The following is a 14,319-nucleotide window of genomic DNA, read 5'->3' as shown; positions in this document are numbered from 1 at the left end:
CCGCATGTTCGGTTGGAGAAGCGCCGCTGTCGAAGCGCTTCGAAAGGGTTACCACAAGTTTCCGGCGTGTAAATCCGGGCTTATCCGGAAGAGTGCCTTCATCCTCGGCTCAGGTCAAGACCCTCGGTCGCACCGGTTTCGCCCCGATGTCATCGACGTCCCCGCCGGCCGTACGCGAAGGCGGGCGCGGAGCCGGGAGCCCCGGCCGGTCCACGCCCGCCCCTCCGGCTGATGCCCGGATCAGCCGACGATCTGCAGCAGCGTCTGGTTCCTGGCCACGGCCGGCTCGGTCAGGCGCTGCACCTGCCTGCCGTTCCCGTCCAGCACGACCAGGGTGTTGGCGGTGCGCCCGGCGACCCGGACGACCAGGCGGCCGTCCCGCAGGTAGAAGGCGCCGACGAGCGAGCCCTTCACCGGGATGGCGACCTTCTTGCCGGTGGCGACGTCGACCACGGCCGGCCGGAAGCCCCCCGGCCAGGAGCCGTCACCCCCCGGCGCGTTCCTGGACAGCGGCGCCACGACGACCTTCGTGCCGTCGGGCGACAGGCTCTGCACGTGGTTGGCGAGGTCGACGCCCTTGACCTTGAGCGCCTTTCCGGTCTTCAGGTCGAGGCGGTACACGCCCTCGGTCGTCCCGGCGTACCCCGCGAGGTAGCGGCCGTCGGCCGACCAGGCCAGGTGACAGACCCCGAGGGTCGTGCCCGCCTTCCTGCCGCCCCTGCCGTCCGCGCCGACGACCGAGACGGCCCCGGCGTCGGAGTCGCCCTTCCCCACGTACGCGACCTGCTTGGAGTCGGACGACCAGACCGGGGTGAGGCACGGCGCTCCGGCCCCGGCGCCCTTGGCCGCGGTCGTGACCGTGCGGCCGTCGCCGACCCGCACGTACCCGGCGTCGGTGATCCAGGCGAGCTTCCTGCCGTCAGGGGACGCGGAGAACTGGCCCGTCATCGGCATGGCGCCCAGCTTCGTGAAGCCCTTGCCGGGCTCGTAACGGCTGATCGGGTACCCCTTGCCGTACGACAGGTAGACGGCGACCCCGGTGAGGGGCTTCGGCGCGGCGGAGGCCCCGGCCGGAGCGGCGGCGGCCGCGGGGGCGGCCAGTGCGGCGGTGAGCGCGACGGAGAGCGCGGCGGCGGAGAGCAGGCGAGTGTTCATCGTGTTCCCATTCGTCGACTGTGCCGTTGTTCGACGCCTCGCGCCCCGGCCTGGTTCGCAACCGCTCGATATCGGTACGCCTGCCGCCGGAAACAGTGCACCGGGCGCATGGGTCGCGGCACGGCTCGGCGGTTCTTTCGGGCGGCAGCGGGAGGAGACGGTCAGCGCTGCGCGGGCAGGCGGCCGGAGTCGACCGAGTCCAGCACCCGTGCGGCGGCCCCGAGCGCGGCGGCGCCGTACCCGAGCGTGGAGACCTCGAGACGGCAGCCTCCCCCGCCGGGGGCGAGCACCCTGCCGTACATCTCCTCCTCCGCACACGCGACGAGCCAGGGCGCCAGCGGCACGTAGTAGCCGCCGAGGATCACGACCTCGGGGTTGAGCATGTTGGCCACGGCGGCCATTCCCCTGCCGAGGTGGCGTCCCACGTCCTCCAGCAGCGCGAGGATGTCCGGCTCGCCGTTGCGGGCGCGCCGCACGACCTCGTCGATCTCGAGTTCGAGCTCGGACGGCGAGGCGTCGGGCGCCGTGTGGGCGAGGATCGCGCCGATCCCGGCGACGGCCTCCAGGCAGCCGCGCCGGCCGCACCGGCAGGTGGGCCCGGCGGGGTCGAGCTCGATGTGCCCGATCTCGCCGCTGTAGCCCTGCCCGCCCCGCCTGAGCCGGCCGTCCATGACGATGCCCGCGCCCACGCCGACCTCGCCGGTCACGTAGACGAGGTTGGCGGCGTTGCCGTGGGGGCCGAACCGGTGCTCCGCCAGGGCGGCGAGGTTGGCGTCGTTGTCCACCAGCACCGGGAAGCCGGGGTCGCGCAGCGCCTTGGTGAGGTCGCCCGCGAGGTCCGCGTCGCGCCAGCCCAGGTTGGGGGCGACCCGCACGATCCCGTTGACGTCGACCAGTCCGGGCACGGCCACGGTCAGGCCGAGCACCTGGCGGGCCTCCTTGGCCATCCGGCTGACCACCCGCCGGGCGAGCGCGGCCATGGCCACGACCGCCTGGCCCGCGCCGGAGGTCCCGCCGGGGAAGGACCGCCGCCAGTTCAGCAGTTCCTCTCCCTTGAGGTCCACCGCGACCGCCGTGATGTAGTCGACGTTGACCTCGATGCCGATCGCGGCGTACGGCGAGCCGTCCAGGACGAGCATGGTGGCGGGCCGGCCGACGCGGTGCTCGGTCAGGCCCGTCTCGCGCAGCAGGCGCCGGTCGATGAGATCGGCGACCAGGCTGGACACGGTGGCCTTGTTGAGGCCGGTCGAGGCGGCGATGTCGGCGCGTGAGCAGGGCGCGTTCTCCCGGACGAACCGCAGCACGACGGCGAGGTTGGTCGCCCGTACGTCGGTGAAGTCGGCCGGCTGTGGCCCGTTGTGCGATGTGATCATCACTGTCCGCCCCGTTCCCGCTCGGGCTCATCATGCCGCAATTGCACGCAATTTGACACGAAATCGGCTGCCGGGATGATGGCACGCACGGACGCGCGGGCGGCGTCGCGCCCCGCATGGCACCGGCCACCGGTCCCAGCGCCTTCCGGGTAACCTGGTGGCACTCGCTCCTCCGTCATTTGTTTGGCTATAGAACTAACTAAAGACTACCGTGGAGCGTCATGTGAATCCAGGGGCAAGCACCCGGGCGAGATGAGCCGGCGCGGGCGTCGCTCATTCGGAGCCCCTTCCGGGACGGTCGGCGGCAGAAGCAAACGGAGTGCAAACGGGAATCAACCGCCACAGGCGATTCTGAGCACCGTGAAGAGGGATATGTCGCATTACCTCGGCGAGTTGCTCGTGTGGGAGATCGAGGACTATCTCCGTGCCCGCTCGGCCCGGCCGGAGCGGGCCCGGGTGGCCCGCATCCGGGTGCCCGACCGGCCGGCGGCCGAGCTGGTCGCCGCCGACCTGGAGGCGGGCGGCAGTTTCTACGCGGCGGCGAGGCGTGCCCTGGCGCTGGGCATGACCCCGCCGGACGACCTGTTCGGCGTGGTGACCAGGGACGAGCACCCCGAGGTGTTCGAGGCGGTGCCGGGCACCACCCTGCCGCCGAAGCCCGAGGGTGAGGGATTCCTCATCATCCGCCTGGTCGCGTTCGAGTCCTGACGTGCGGCGTGAGGGCCTCCGGCGGGTGCGAATCCCGCTCGAAGGCCCTCACGACCGTCAATGCACCTCTAACGCGCGACGGCGCCCGTGACCTCTCTGTCGACAATTTTGGTCGCACCCGCTTCCCGAGCGCAGTGCGCGCAGCAGAACCAGCGGCCGTCGAACTCGGACCCGTGGCCCACGATGCGGCACCCGCAGTGCTCGCACACGGGAGCCATCCGGCTGATGGCGCACTCGAAGCTGTCGAAGACGTGCACCGCCCCCTGGGTGTGCACCTCGAAAGCCATGTCGTAATCGTTGCCGCAGACTTCACAGGTAGCCATGGTTTCCCCCCGTCGACTCGCGGTCGAGGGGGGAGATACCCGCGTAAACCTGCGCGAACACCGGCTCACAGGGCGTCGAGCAGGGCTTTGGCCACGGACTTGGCCCCGGTGACGGCCTCCTTCGGATCCATGAGCACGGAGTCAGGCGAGTTGATCGGCGTGTTCTCCGGACGGTCGCTGCCGGACAGCAGCACCCATATGACGTTCTTGCCGTCCAGCGCGTAGATCTCGTAGCGGTTGCCCTGGGCCGTGTCGGTGCGCTGCTGGATCGCCTGGCCGAACGCCTCCTGCCCGAAGCCGGTCAGCTTCTCGACCTTGCCCCACCGGATTCCGCCGATCTTGCTGTTCGCCGTGAACTTCGTCTTCGAGCGCTCGTCGATGAGGTAGTAACGGGCGGATTCCGCGTCCCAGAAGGTGTGAACGGCGATGCGCAGGTTGCGCCACCGGACCTTGCCCCCGCCGAGCGGCAGCTTGTCGTTCCACCACTGGCACTGGGTGACGTTGGAGTTGCCCTCCTTGCCCCGCACCGCCGCGCCCTCGGTCTGCGGCACCAGGGTGGCGGCCAGCGACTTGAGGCTCACGCAGGCCCGGGGCAGGGGAATCCGGGTGGGCGAGGGCGACGGCGACGGGCTCGGCTTGGGACGCGCGTGGTATGGCAGCGGCTGCCCGGCCCGCCAGGCGGTCACCGACTTGGCGAGCTGCCCGAGCAGGCCCTTCACCTCCCGCAGGGCGTTCTCCTCGGTGATCGACTGCGTGCTCTCCGTCGACAGGAGGTCGGCCTCCTTCTTCTTCTGGCTCGCCTCGTACTTCACCTGGAAGAACACGTCGCCCACCCGGCCCGCTCCCTGGCCGAAGGAGTACCAGTACTGCTTCCCCTCCCGCGTCCATTGGTACTGCGCGGCCGCCCCGTCTCCGATGCCCTGGTACTCCTGGACCGCCGAGTAGTAGTGCTCCTCGTCCGAGTGGGTCGCGCCGTACTTGTACTGGCTGAGCTCGCCCTTGTACTGGATCTTCGCCGCCTCCACAGCGGTGGTCGTCCCGAGCGCCTCGTACTTGGACACGTTGACCGTGATCTCCCGGCTGCGGGTGACGTCCTTGTACGAGATGTTCCGGTTGACCCAGCGGCACTGCCACCGGACGTAGCTCACGAGGGTGTCGCCGCGGTTGTCGCTGGTCGAGGAGTCGATCTCGGCCCGCGGCACGAGACGCTCGGCCTCGTCCGGGTCGAGCATCGAGCACACGTCGGCGTTCGCCGCGACCGGTGCGGCCGACGCCGACTTCCTGGCCGTCGCCGCCGCCGTCGAACCCGCCTTACCGGGCGTCCCGGTCTGACGCACCGTCATGAACGCGAACGTCCCCCCGGCCACCACCAGCACGGCGACGACCGCCACCACCGGCAGCACCCATCCCCGCCGCGCCGGGGCGGACGGCTGGGTCGGCATCTGCCACAGTTCGGGCGGAGGCGGCGTCGCCGCCTGCCAGCCCTGCCCCTGCGGCCCAGGCGGCGGAGCGGCCTGCCCGCCCGGCGCGGGGTACGGACCGGACTGCGACTGCGGGCCGGCCTGCCCGCCCGCCGGATAGGGATAGGGATTCGACTGAGGCGACTGAGACGGCGGCCAGCCCTGCCCACCCGGCCCCCCCGAATGCACCCCGGGCTGCTCACCCGGCTGAGGTCGGCCCGGCTGCGAGTACGGGCCGGGCTGCGCGCCGGGATACCCGCCGAAATTCGGCTGCGGAGGCTGCGCCCCGGGCGCAGAACCGGGATACGGACCCGGCGGGGAGGCGGGGTAGGCGCCCGGCAAAGGCGGCGGACCGACCTGCGGACCGGGATACGGGCCCGGCTGGGGAGCAGGGTGGACGCCCGGTCGAGGCTGCGGACCGGCCGGCGCTCCGGGCGGGCCTCCGGACGGGGGCCCGGGCTGAGGTCCGGGCGGCGCGCCTCCGGACGAGGGCCCGGGCTGAGGTCCGGGTTGAGGTCCGGGCGGCGGGCCGTACGGGGGTGGGTAGGGCGGAACTCCCGGGTGGGGACGGTCCTGCGGCGGGTACGGCGGCATGCCCTGCTGGAGGCGGTCGTCCCGGGGAGGCGTCGCGCCGGGCTCGACGGGGGCGTCGTCACCGCTGGTCATGGGGTCTCCTACAGATGCAGTGCGGGAGGTCACCCGAGCCCGATGCCGACGAGTTCGGCGGCGCGCTCGGCCGTGCGCCGGTCGGCCGGGGTGACCGAGGGGTCACCGGCGCGCCGATAGGCGACCTCGACGATGAGATTGCTGAGGCGGAACCAGACCGTGGCCCCGGTGCTCCCGGCGGCGGGGTCGGAGGAGTCACAGGTGAAGGCCTCGTCGGCGATGCCCGGCCGGTCGCGTGCGGCGGCGCCTCGCGCGGCCCGCTCCGCCGCGAGGTCGCGGGAGGCGGCGGCCTCCCCCTCCCCCTTGGCCGGCAATCGGTATCCGACCGTGATCGTCCCGTCGTGGCCGGTGGTGTGCTCCTTCCACTCGCATCGCCCCTCGGCGGCGGGTTCCCCACGCGGCGTGGCGCCGAGGAGGTCGCGGATCTGCGCCTGGGTGAGGCTGCGGCAGGCGTCGGGGACGGCGGCGAACCGCCCCGAGCCGCCCTGTTTCCCCGACAGGAGAAGCCATGCGCCCAGGCCCGCCGCGAGGCCCACCACGATCACCAGGGCCGCCACGGCGACGAAGCGCCACATTCCGGCGGGCCGGGCGGCGGGAGCGGGGGCGGGCCGCGCGGCGGCGGCCCGCAGAGCCTGCCGTACGACCTCGGGCGGTGGACGCCGCGCCGGATCCTTGTCGAGCAGCGCGAGCACGATCCACGCGAGCACCCGCGAGGCCCGGGTCATCGGCCGGGGGTCGTGGAGCAGGACGGCGGCGACGAGCGCGGCGGCCATGCTCCGCTGGAAGGGCGGCTCCCCCTCGACGGCGGTGTAGAGCGTGGCCCCGAGGGACCACAGGTCGGAGGGCGGGCCGTCCGGCTCGTCACGGAACCGTTCCGGGGCCATGTAGTTGGGCGAGCCCGCCGAGCTCTGCCAGGAATGCCCGGCGCCGCCGAGCGGCGCGGCGATCCCGAAGTCGGTGAGCAGGGCGCGGCCGTCCGGCCCGATGAGGACGTTGGCCGGTTTGACGTCGCGGTGCAGGATGCCCCGGGCGTGGGCCGCCTCCAGCGCGTCGAGCACGGCGAGCCCGATCTCGGCCACCCGTTCGGAGTCGAGCGGCCCGTCCTCCCGGATGATCTTGTCGAGGGAGCGGCCCGGCACCAGGTCCATGACGATCCACGGCTGCCCGGCGTGCCCGACGACGTCGTGGATCGTCACGATGGACGGGTTGGTGAGCCGTCCGGCCGCCCGGGCCTCCTCGACGGCTCTCCCGAGGAAGTCGGCGCGCTGCCGCTGGTCCAGGTCCGGCGGGACGCGCATCTGCTTGATCGCCACCTCCCGGCGCAGCAGCTCGTCGTGCGCGCGCCAGACCGTGCCGCCGCCGCCCTCGCCGAGCGGTTCGGCGAGGCGGTACCGTCCGGCGAGCAGGTCCATGGTCAGGCCAGCCCCTTCAGGCCCTCGGCCGCCGACGCCGCCGCCGCGACCGCCCGGTCACGCAGGACGGCCGGGGAGCTCACGTCGAGATCGGCGTACTGGAGCTGAACGACGAGGTCGCCCAGCCTGAAGTACACGAGGGCGGCCTGCGCCCTGCCCTCCGGCGTGGTGAGGTCGACGGCGAACGCCTCGTCCGCCACATCCGGCGTGTCCCGTCCTGCCGACTCGATGGCCTGGGTCCTCCGGTCGAGGCCGATCTCGTACCAGAGCCAGCTCGCGTCGCGCGGCCCCGACGCGTACTGCCTGCGCAGCCCCTCCATGAGCGTGCGCGCTGAGGCCGTGTCGAGCCCCCACGGCTCGGGGGTGTCGGAGTCGGTCTCGGCGCTCACCTCGACGCCGCTGCCCTTCACGGCCCACTGGCAGCTCGTCTTCCCCTGCCGGGCCTGCGCCGGGGCGCCCAGGATCCGCCGCACATCCTCGGCCGACAACGACCGGCACAGGTCCACCGCACTGTCGAAGGTGGGCGAGACCCGGCGTACGGGGTCGCGGGACGGTTCGCCTGGCCCGGCGGAGAACACGACCGCCGCCACCGCGATCGAGACGCCCACCACGGCGACGGCCCCGGCCGCGTACCACCATCGCGGACGGCGCTTCGGCGACTCGATCCGGAGGCCGCGCCGGGAATCCAGGTCCGGAGTGACGCCGTCGGCCACCTGGCGCAGCAGCGTGAGCGCGGTCGCCGCGTCCGGGCGGGCGGCCGGATCGCGCGCCATCATCCACGTGAGCACCGGGCCGAGCGGTCCCGCGAGCGCCGGCGGACGGGGAGACTGGGTGAGGGTCGCCCGGATCACCTCGGAATGCGTGCCCTGGTAGGGGGCGACGCCCTCGACGGCCGTGTAGAGGGTGGCGGCGAGCGACCACAGGTCGGCGGCCGGGCCGCCGGGCTCGCCCGCGAGCCGCTCCGGCGCGATGAATCCCGGGGAGCCGACCAGCAGCCCGGCCTCGGTGATCGACGCCTGGTCTGCCGGGCGGGCGATGCCGAAGTCGGTGAGGAGCACCCGGCCGTCGGCGGAGAGGAAGACGTTGCCCGGCTTGACGTCCCGGTGCTGCACGCCCCGCGCGTGCGTGGCCGACAGCGCGTCGAGCAGGCGGGCGCCGAGGTCCGCCACCTGCCGGTACGGCAGCGGTCCGTACGCGGCGATCTGCCGGGCGAGATCGTGACCGTGGAGCAGCTCCATGACGATCCACGGTCTGCCGTCCTGGAGGAGCACGTCGTGGAGGGCGACGATCCCGGGATGCCGGATGCGTGCCGTGACCTCGGCCTCGCGCATGACCCTGGCGATCAGTTCGGCCCGCTCGCGCTCGCCGAGGCCGTCCGGGAGGCGCAGTTCCTTGATCGCCACCTCGCGGTCGAGCACGGAGTCTCTGGCCAGCCACACCGTGCCCATGCCGCCGGAGCCCAGCGGGCGCAGCAGGTGGTATCGCGAGGCCAGCGTCCCCCCCAGCGATTCGGCCATATCGGGGAGAATAGCGAAAGCGTGATCCATGCGCCCGCCGCGCCCGGAACCGGCCTCACCGCCCGACAAAGAACCGGTAACCGCTATGGCGGGGGTCATCGTGCGCCGGGAAAGGCACGGCCGATCGGGGTATCCACTCGTCACCGGTCAGCCACGTCGTCAGAGGGAGCGGAGCCAGCGGAGATGGTGTGTCATACAGCGCTCACCCGCGTGGCCGGGCTCACCGCGGCGGCCGTGCTCGCGATCGCGGTGTCCGCGGTCCCCTGGTCCCCGGCAGCCGCGACGACCGCGCCGATCTCCCACGGCTGGGGAGCGGGCGGCGAACAGGGCGGCGACATCAACGCCAACCGGTCCAGCATCAACGTGGGCCAGGGCAGGAACGTCAGGAACTACCTGGCGTTCGGCAGTCTGAAGAACGGAGCCGGCCTGCAGCAGGCCACGATCAGCGTGAGCGGGGCCAGCAACTCCCAGGGCAACTTCTGCAAGCGGCGGCCCCGCCTCTGCAACGCCCGCCAGAAGGCGTGGATCCACCGGCCCACCACGAACATCGGGTGGTGAACGCGCCCGGCGTCCGGCCTCGGGGGTGGGCGGGTGCGGAGGCCGGCGTAGGACCGTGCCAGGTACCACCGCGCCCGCGATGGCCGCTCCCACGGCTCACCGGACCGCGACTGTCACGGCCGGCCGGAGCACCCGCCCGCCCCCGATCGTCGCGCCGATCAGGCCGGGGCAACCGGAGCACAACCCACCCCGGAGCCATGTGCACCATCAGGACCGGTCCGGAGCACAAGCCCGCCCCCGGCTGTCACGCCGACGTGAGCCCGCGAAAGCGGAACTGCGGAACGCCCCGCGCGCATGCGCGCGGGGCGTCCGTTGTTCGCAGCCGGATCCTCAGGCGGATCCTCAGCTCAGGACGAGGTCCTTGATCCGGACGTCGCCGGTGAAGACCAGGTAGACGTCCTTCACGCCGTTCGCGCCGGACACGGGAGCGGTCGCGGTGGCCCAGTTGTAGATCCCGCCGGTCGCGGCGACCGGGATCGTGGCCGCCTTGGCGCCGGTCGGCGAGCCGAGGCGCACCTCGATGCTCCCGCCGCCCGCGGAGGCGACCCCGGCCGTCACCGTGCGGGGCTTGCGGAGGTGGACGTCCTTGAACGCGATCCAGCCGCCGTTCGCGCCCGCGACCGCGTCGCCGCGGACCTTGGTCTCGTCGACCAGGTGGATGCCCGAGTAGTCGTCGAAGTCGACCGCCCGGGTGGTCTTCGACAGGTCGCGATGCGGGATGTTCTCACCCGTGACGTTGATGGTCGCCCGCTGGCGGATGTTCGCGGAGGACGATCCCACGAGCACATCGTGGGTCGCGTTCTCGACGGTCCACTTGTTCCGCGTGACGTCCCACAGCGCGAGGTCGCTCTTCTTGACGCTGAAGGCGACCGTCTTGGTCTGCCCCGGCGCCAGGGTCACCCGCTGGAACGCGCGAAGCTGCTTGACCGGCTGCTCCACCCGCGAGCGCTGCTGGTGGGTGTAGAGCTGCACGACCTCGTCGCCGGCCCGGGAGCCGGTGTTGGTCACCTTCACCGAGACCTCGTACGCGTCGCCCTTCCGCACCGCTTTCAGGCCCTGGTAGGAGAACGACGTGTACGACAGGCCGTACCCGAACGGGTAGAGCGGCTTGCCCTGGTAGTACAGGTACGTCCGGTCGCTCTTGACGATGTCGTAGTCGAGGATGCCCGGCAGGTCGTCCGCCGACCGGTACCACGTCTGCGTGAGCCGGCCGGCCGGGTTGACGTCGCCGTACAGCACGTCGGCGAGGCCGTGCCCGGTCTCGGCGCCCGCGTGGGTGGTCCACAGGATGGCCGGGACGTTGTCCTGCTCCCAGTTGATCGTGGTCGGGTAGCTGTTCTCCAGCACCACCACCGTGTTCGGGTTGGCCGCCTTCACGGCCTTGACCAGCGCCTCCTGGCCCTCGGCGAGGTTCATGTCGGTGCGGTCGTGGTCCTCGCGGCCGTTGATGAACGGCATGCTGCCGACCACGACGACCGCCACGTCGGCGGCCTTGGCCTTGGCGACGGCGTCGTCGACTCCGCTGGAGACGACTTCCTTGGCGTAGTGCGTGGCCTGGTCGGCCGTGGTCAGGCTGAGCGTGCCGTCGGCCGCCGCCTTGACGTACTTGTTCGGCCCGAACCAGTCGTAGGCCGTCTCGTAGCCGGCGTACCGCAGCAGGGAGGTGCCGTCGGACTGCGGCTCCAGCGTGAACTGCTCCTGCACGAACCAGCCCGACGGCTGGTCGGCGGTGTTGGCCAGCGTGGACCAGTTGGCCCGGCTGACGTACTTGCCGTTGGCCACGCTGCGCAGCGTCAGCACGCCCTGACCCCAGTCGAACGCGTCGAACTGCTCGGTGGCGCCGGCCGAGGTGGCGCTCTCCTTGAGGTCGCCGCCGGCCGCGGGAGCGCTGATGTACTTCCCGGTGGCGACGTCCTTGAGCGCGATGCGGTCGACGCCCTCGGAGGAGGCCACCGACGCCGCCCGCTCCTTGATCCCGTCGAGCGGGGTCACCTTGTACGGCAGGCTGCCCGAATACCAGTCGGTGTAGAGCACGTTGGCCAGCGGGCCGACCACGGCGACCTTCTTGCCGGGCTTCAGCGGCAGCGTGCCGCCGGAGTTCTTCAGCAGCACCATCGCCTTGGCCGCGGTCTCGCGGGCCAGCTTCTGGTGCGCCGGGCTGTTGACCACGTCCTTGGTGATCTTCGCGTACGGCCCGCCGTCGGGGTCGAACTCGCCGAGCCGGAAGCGGATGCTGAGCTGGTGCCGCACGGCGTCGTCCACGTCCGCCTGCGTGAGCAGCCCCTTCGACAGCGCCTCCTTGACGGCCGTCACGGTCGGGCCGCCCTTGGTGTCGTCCACGGTGAAGCTGTCGAGCCCGGCCTTGATCAGCGCGGCGTCGGCCTCGGCCTGGGTGGCGTAGTACTTCTCGGAGTTCACCAGGTTGTTCGGCGCGCCGGCGTCTGTGACGTTGAACAGCGTCCGGCCGGTCCACGAGCGGACCACGTCGTTCAGATCCGGGTTGACCGTGTTCGGCCGGCCGTTGACGAGGTTGTACGACGCCATCACGCCGGTCGCCGCGTCGGCCGCGATGGCCGGCTTGAAGGCCGCCTCGTCGTACTCGTGCTTCACCCGCGGCGGCAGCTCCGACGACGAGGTGTCGCGGGTGACCTCGTTGTTGTTGGCCAGGTAGTGCTTCAGCGTGGGCGCCGTCTTCAGGTGGTCGGGGTCGTCGCCCTGCAGGCCGGAGCCGTACGCGGTGGAGATGGCGCCGGTCAGCGTCGGGTCCTCCGAGTAGCCCTCCTCGTTGCGCCCCCAGCGGGGGTCGCGCAGCAGGTTGACCACGGGCGCCCAGAGGTTGAGCCCCCACACGGTGGGGTTCTCGGCGTGGTAGCCGCGGGCCTCGTCGCCGACGGCGGAGCCGACCCGCTTGATCAGGGCGGGGTCCCAGGTGCTGGCCAGGCCGACCGCCTGGGGGAAGACGGTGCCCTTGGCGGTGACCACGGCGCCGTTGTTCGTGTAGTCGGTCGACCAGGCGACGCCGTGCAGCGCCTCGGTGCCCGTCTTGAACATCTTGATGCCGAGACGGTCGATCGCGGGGGCGTACTGGTGCAGCATCGCCACCTTCTCGTCCAGCGTGAGCCGGCCGAGCAGGTCGTCGATGCGCTGGGCGAGCGGCAGCGACGGGTTCCGGAACGGATAGTCGTCGGCCGCCCTCGCGGGGCCGGCACCCAGGCTCAGTGCCAGAGCCAGGGCGGCCGACGCGGACAGCATCGCCGAACGGCGATGGGACATTGCGCCTCCAGGTCAGGTAGTGACGCGTTACTTGGGGGGTGTTACTTGATGGCGCCGACCGTGACGCCACGGGTCAGCGTGCGCTGGAAGATCAGGAAGAAGGCCACGGCCGGGATGATGCCGAGCAGCGCGGACGCGCTGGACATGGTGGCGTCCATCATCTTCTCGCCCTGCAGGACGCCCAGGGCGACCGGCACGGTCTGGTTGTCGTTGGAGATGAGGAACACCATCGGGAGGAAGAACTCGTTCCACGTCCAGATGAAGAAGAAGATGAGCAGCACCGAGAGGGTCGGGCGGCTGATGGGCACGACGATGCCCCACAGCGTCCGCCACCTGCTCGCGCCGTCGAGCTCGGCCGCCTCCAGGATGCCCCGGGGAAACTGCCCGAGCATCGAGGAGAGCAGGTAGGTCCCGAAGGCCGCCTGGATCACCGTGAAGATCAGGATGACGGCGAGCTTCGAGTCGTACAGGTCCACCTGCTTCGACAGGTAGTAGAGCGGGTAGACCAGCGCCTCCTGCGGCAGCGTGTTGGCGACCAGGAACAGCACGAGGATCCACAGCCGGCCGCGGACCTTGCCGATGCCCAGCGCGTACGCGTTGAGCACCGACAGCACCACCGCGGCGACCGCGACGACGCCGCTGATGAGCAGGCTGTTCCACAGCTTCAGGCCGAAGTCGACGCGATCCCAGAAGGCGACGATCCCGTCCAGGTAGAGCCCGTGAGGAAGGCTCAGCGGGCCGCCGGAGGAGTATTCGGCCGGGGACTTGAAGGCGTTGAGCGTGACGATGACGAAGGGGAAGAGCATCACGACCGCGAGCACGACCAGTGCCGCGAGCACGGCCCACCGTCCCGGCTGGCGGAAGGTGCGATCGGCGTTCACGCGTCACTCTCCTGGTCACGCTCCTGCACCCGCAGGAAGAGGAAGGTCACCACGACGATGATCAGGGCGAGCACGGTCGCGATCGCCGAGCCGTACCCGACGTTGACCTTCTGGAAGAAGTTCAGATAGGAGAAGTACGACGGCACCATGGTCGCGGAGCCCGGTCCTCCCCTGGTGAGCACGAAGATCGGCCCGAACACCTTGAGCGCCGCGATCGTGCAGGTCAGCAGCACCACGAAGATCTCCGGCCGGATCTGCGGGATCGTGATGTGCCAGAACCTGCGCCACCACGAGGCGCCGTCGATCTCGGCGGCCTCGTACAGCGAGGGATCGACCCGCTGGAGCCCGGCCATGAAGATGACGACCGGATAGCCGAGCTGGAACCACACCATGATCGCCATGACCGTCGCCAGCGCGATGTCGGGGTCGCCCAGCCAGTTGACCTTGAGCCCGAAGATCTGGTTCACCGCGCCGTACGACGGGTGGAGCATCCAGCCCCAGACCACGCCGGCCACCGCGACGGGCAGCACCTGCGGCAGGTAGAACGCCGCGCGCAGGGCCGAGGCCGTACGCCCGCCGAACCGCTTGGCGATGTAGTCGAACAGTGCGGCGGCGAGCACCAGACCGATGATCGTCGGCACCACCGCCATCGCGATGATCAGTGCGACGTTGTGCTGGAAGGACGCCCAGAAACGCTCGTCCTTGAACAGCTTCGTGTAGTTGTCGAGCCCGATCCAGGTGGGGGTGCCGACGCCGGACCAGCGGGTGAAGCTCGTCGCCACGTTCATCAGGAACGGGACGACGATGATCGCGAGGAACAGCACCAGGCTCGGAACCAGGTAGAGCCAGTAGCCGCCCCTCCCGCGCGGGCGGGCCGCGCCCGCGCCGGGCGCGGAATTCACCCGGCGGAAGGATCGCCTCCCTGCCGCATGCCCGTAAGGGGCATCGGTCAGGGCTTGGCCGTCGCCTACTCCGGTTGCCGCAGTCGGGGCT

The 14,319-nt window shown here is 71.4% G+C and carries 11 protein-coding genes; 2 read left to right on the top strand and 9 right to left on the bottom strand.

Features of this window, described 5'->3' with window-relative positions; genetic code table 11:
• Positions 1 to 240 precede the first annotated feature (240 nt).
• Both ABZ857_RS22200 and ABZ857_RS22195 read right to left on the bottom strand, forming a co-directional pair.
• The gene (locus ABZ857_RS22200; RefSeq protein ID WP_357045732.1) at positions 241 to 1,155 is read right to left on the bottom strand and encodes a hypothetical protein; all 915 of its coding nucleotides are present in this window, start codon (positions 1,153 to 1,155) and stop codon (positions 241 to 243) included.
• A 161-nt stretch (positions 1,156 to 1,316) separates the two neighbouring features.
• Positions 1,317 to 2,528, bottom strand: a complete 1,212-nt coding sequence (locus tag ABZ857_RS22195) for an ROK family transcriptional regulator (RefSeq protein ID WP_357045730.1) — start codon at positions 2,526 to 2,528, stop codon at positions 1,317 to 1,319.
• Positions 2,529 to 2,888: 360 nt separating this feature from the next.
• Here ABZ857_RS22195 and ABZ857_RS22190 point away from each other — a divergent pair, with 360 nt between their 5' ends.
• Complete coding sequence (locus ABZ857_RS22190; RefSeq protein WP_357045728.1) at positions 2,889 to 3,236, top strand: hypothetical protein; 348 nt, start codon at positions 2,889 to 2,891, stop codon at positions 3,234 to 3,236.
• 68 nt (positions 3,237 to 3,304) lie between these two features.
• Here the strand turns inward: ABZ857_RS22190 and ABZ857_RS22185 are convergent, their stop codons facing one another.
• The 4 genes from ABZ857_RS22185 to ABZ857_RS22170 all read right to left on the bottom strand — a co-directional run bounded on the left by ABZ857_RS22185 (position 3,305) and on the right by ABZ857_RS22170 (position 8,614).
• Positions 3,305 to 3,559 (bottom strand): hypothetical protein, encoded by a 255-nt coding sequence (locus ABZ857_RS22185; protein ID WP_357045726.1) that lies wholly within the window; start codon positions 3,557 to 3,559, stop codon positions 3,305 to 3,307.
• A 65-nt stretch (positions 3,560 to 3,624) separates the two neighbouring features.
• The gene (locus tag ABZ857_RS22180; protein WP_357045724.1) at positions 3,625 to 5,001 is read right to left on the bottom strand and encodes a hypothetical protein; all 1,377 of its coding nucleotides are present in this window, start codon (positions 4,999 to 5,001) and stop codon (positions 3,625 to 3,627) included.
• Between the two features lie 713 nt (positions 5,002 to 5,714).
• Positions 5,715 to 7,097 (bottom strand): serine/threonine-protein kinase, encoded by a 1,383-nt coding sequence (locus tag ABZ857_RS22175; RefSeq protein WP_357045722.1) that lies wholly within the window; start codon positions 7,095 to 7,097, stop codon positions 5,715 to 5,717.
• A 2-nt stretch (positions 7,098 to 7,099) separates the two neighbouring features.
• Positions 7,100 to 8,614, bottom strand: coding sequence for a serine/threonine-protein kinase (locus ABZ857_RS22170; RefSeq protein WP_357045720.1), 1,515 nt, complete (start codon positions 8,612 to 8,614; stop codon positions 7,100 to 7,102).
• Positions 8,615 to 8,797: 183 nt separating this feature from the next.
• On the opposite strand from ABZ857_RS22170, the gene ABZ857_RS22165 reads away from it, so the two are divergent.
• A complete protein-coding gene (locus ABZ857_RS22165; protein ID WP_357045718.1) occupies positions 8,798 to 9,172 on the top strand; it encodes a hypothetical protein in 375 nt (124 codons plus the stop codon).
• Positions 9,173 to 9,514: 342 nt separating this feature from the next.
• Here the strand turns inward: ABZ857_RS22165 and ABZ857_RS22160 are convergent, their stop codons facing one another.
• Genes ABZ857_RS22160 through ABZ857_RS22150 form a run of 3 tightly spaced genes read right to left on the bottom strand, consistent with a single transcriptional unit; the run spans position 9,515 to position 14,228 of the window.
• Positions 9,515 to 12,445 carry a glycoside hydrolase family 3 C-terminal domain-containing protein gene (locus tag ABZ857_RS22160; RefSeq protein WP_357045716.1) on the bottom strand — a complete coding sequence of 977 codons (2,931 nt, stop codon included), beginning with the start codon at positions 12,443 to 12,445 and terminating at the stop codon, positions 9,515 to 9,517.
• 41 nt (positions 12,446 to 12,486) lie between these two features.
• Entirely contained in the window at positions 12,487 to 13,326 is an 840-nt protein-coding gene (locus tag ABZ857_RS22155) for a carbohydrate ABC transporter permease (RefSeq protein WP_357045714.1), read from the bottom strand.
• Positions 13,323 to 14,228 carry a sugar ABC transporter permease gene (locus tag ABZ857_RS22150; protein WP_357045712.1) on the bottom strand — a complete coding sequence of 302 codons (906 nt, stop codon included), beginning with the start codon at positions 14,226 to 14,228 and terminating at the stop codon, positions 13,323 to 13,325. Before ABZ857_RS22150 ends, ABZ857_RS22155 begins: the two co-directional genes overlap by 4 nt.
• Between the last annotated feature and the right edge of the window lie 91 nt (positions 14,229 to 14,319).

Source organism: Microbispora sp. NPDC046933 (assembly GCF_040644635.1).
Taxonomy (GTDB): domain Bacteria; phylum Actinomycetota; class Actinomycetes; order Streptosporangiales; family Streptosporangiaceae; genus Microbispora.
Note: the sequence above shows the minus strand (reverse complement) of the source record. Positions and strands in the feature narration are given on the sequence as shown.

Bases quoted from the DNA above. Each gene is read 5' to 3' on its own strand.
- ABZ857_RS22200 (WP_357045732.1), bottom strand. From the start codon at position 1,155: ATGAACACTCGCCTGCTCTCCGCCGCCGCGCTCTCCGTCGCGCTCACC.
- ABZ857_RS22195 (WP_357045730.1), bottom strand. From the start codon at position 2,528: ATGATCACATCGCACAACGGGCCACAGCCGGCCGACTTCACCGACGTA.
- ABZ857_RS22185 (WP_357045726.1), bottom strand. From the start codon at position 3,559: ATGGCTACCTGTGAAGTCTGCGGCAACGATTACGACATGGCTTTCGAG.
- ABZ857_RS22180 (WP_357045724.1), bottom strand. From the start codon at position 5,001: ATGCCGACCCAGCCGTCCGCCCCGGCGCGGCGGGGATGGGTGCTGCCG.
- ABZ857_RS22175 (WP_357045722.1), bottom strand. From the start codon at position 7,097: ATGGACCTGCTCGCCGGACGGTACCGCCTCGCCGAACCGCTCGGCGAG.
- ABZ857_RS22170 (WP_357045720.1), bottom strand. From the start codon at position 8,614: ATGGCCGAATCGCTGGGGGGGACGCTGGCCTCGCGATACCACCTGCTG.
- ABZ857_RS22165 (WP_357045718.1), top strand. From the start codon at position 8,798: ATGGTGTGTCATACAGCGCTCACCCGCGTGGCCGGGCTCACCGCGGCG.
- ABZ857_RS22160 (WP_357045716.1), bottom strand. From the start codon at position 12,445: ATGTCCCATCGCCGTTCGGCGATGCTGTCCGCGTCGGCCGCCCTGGCT.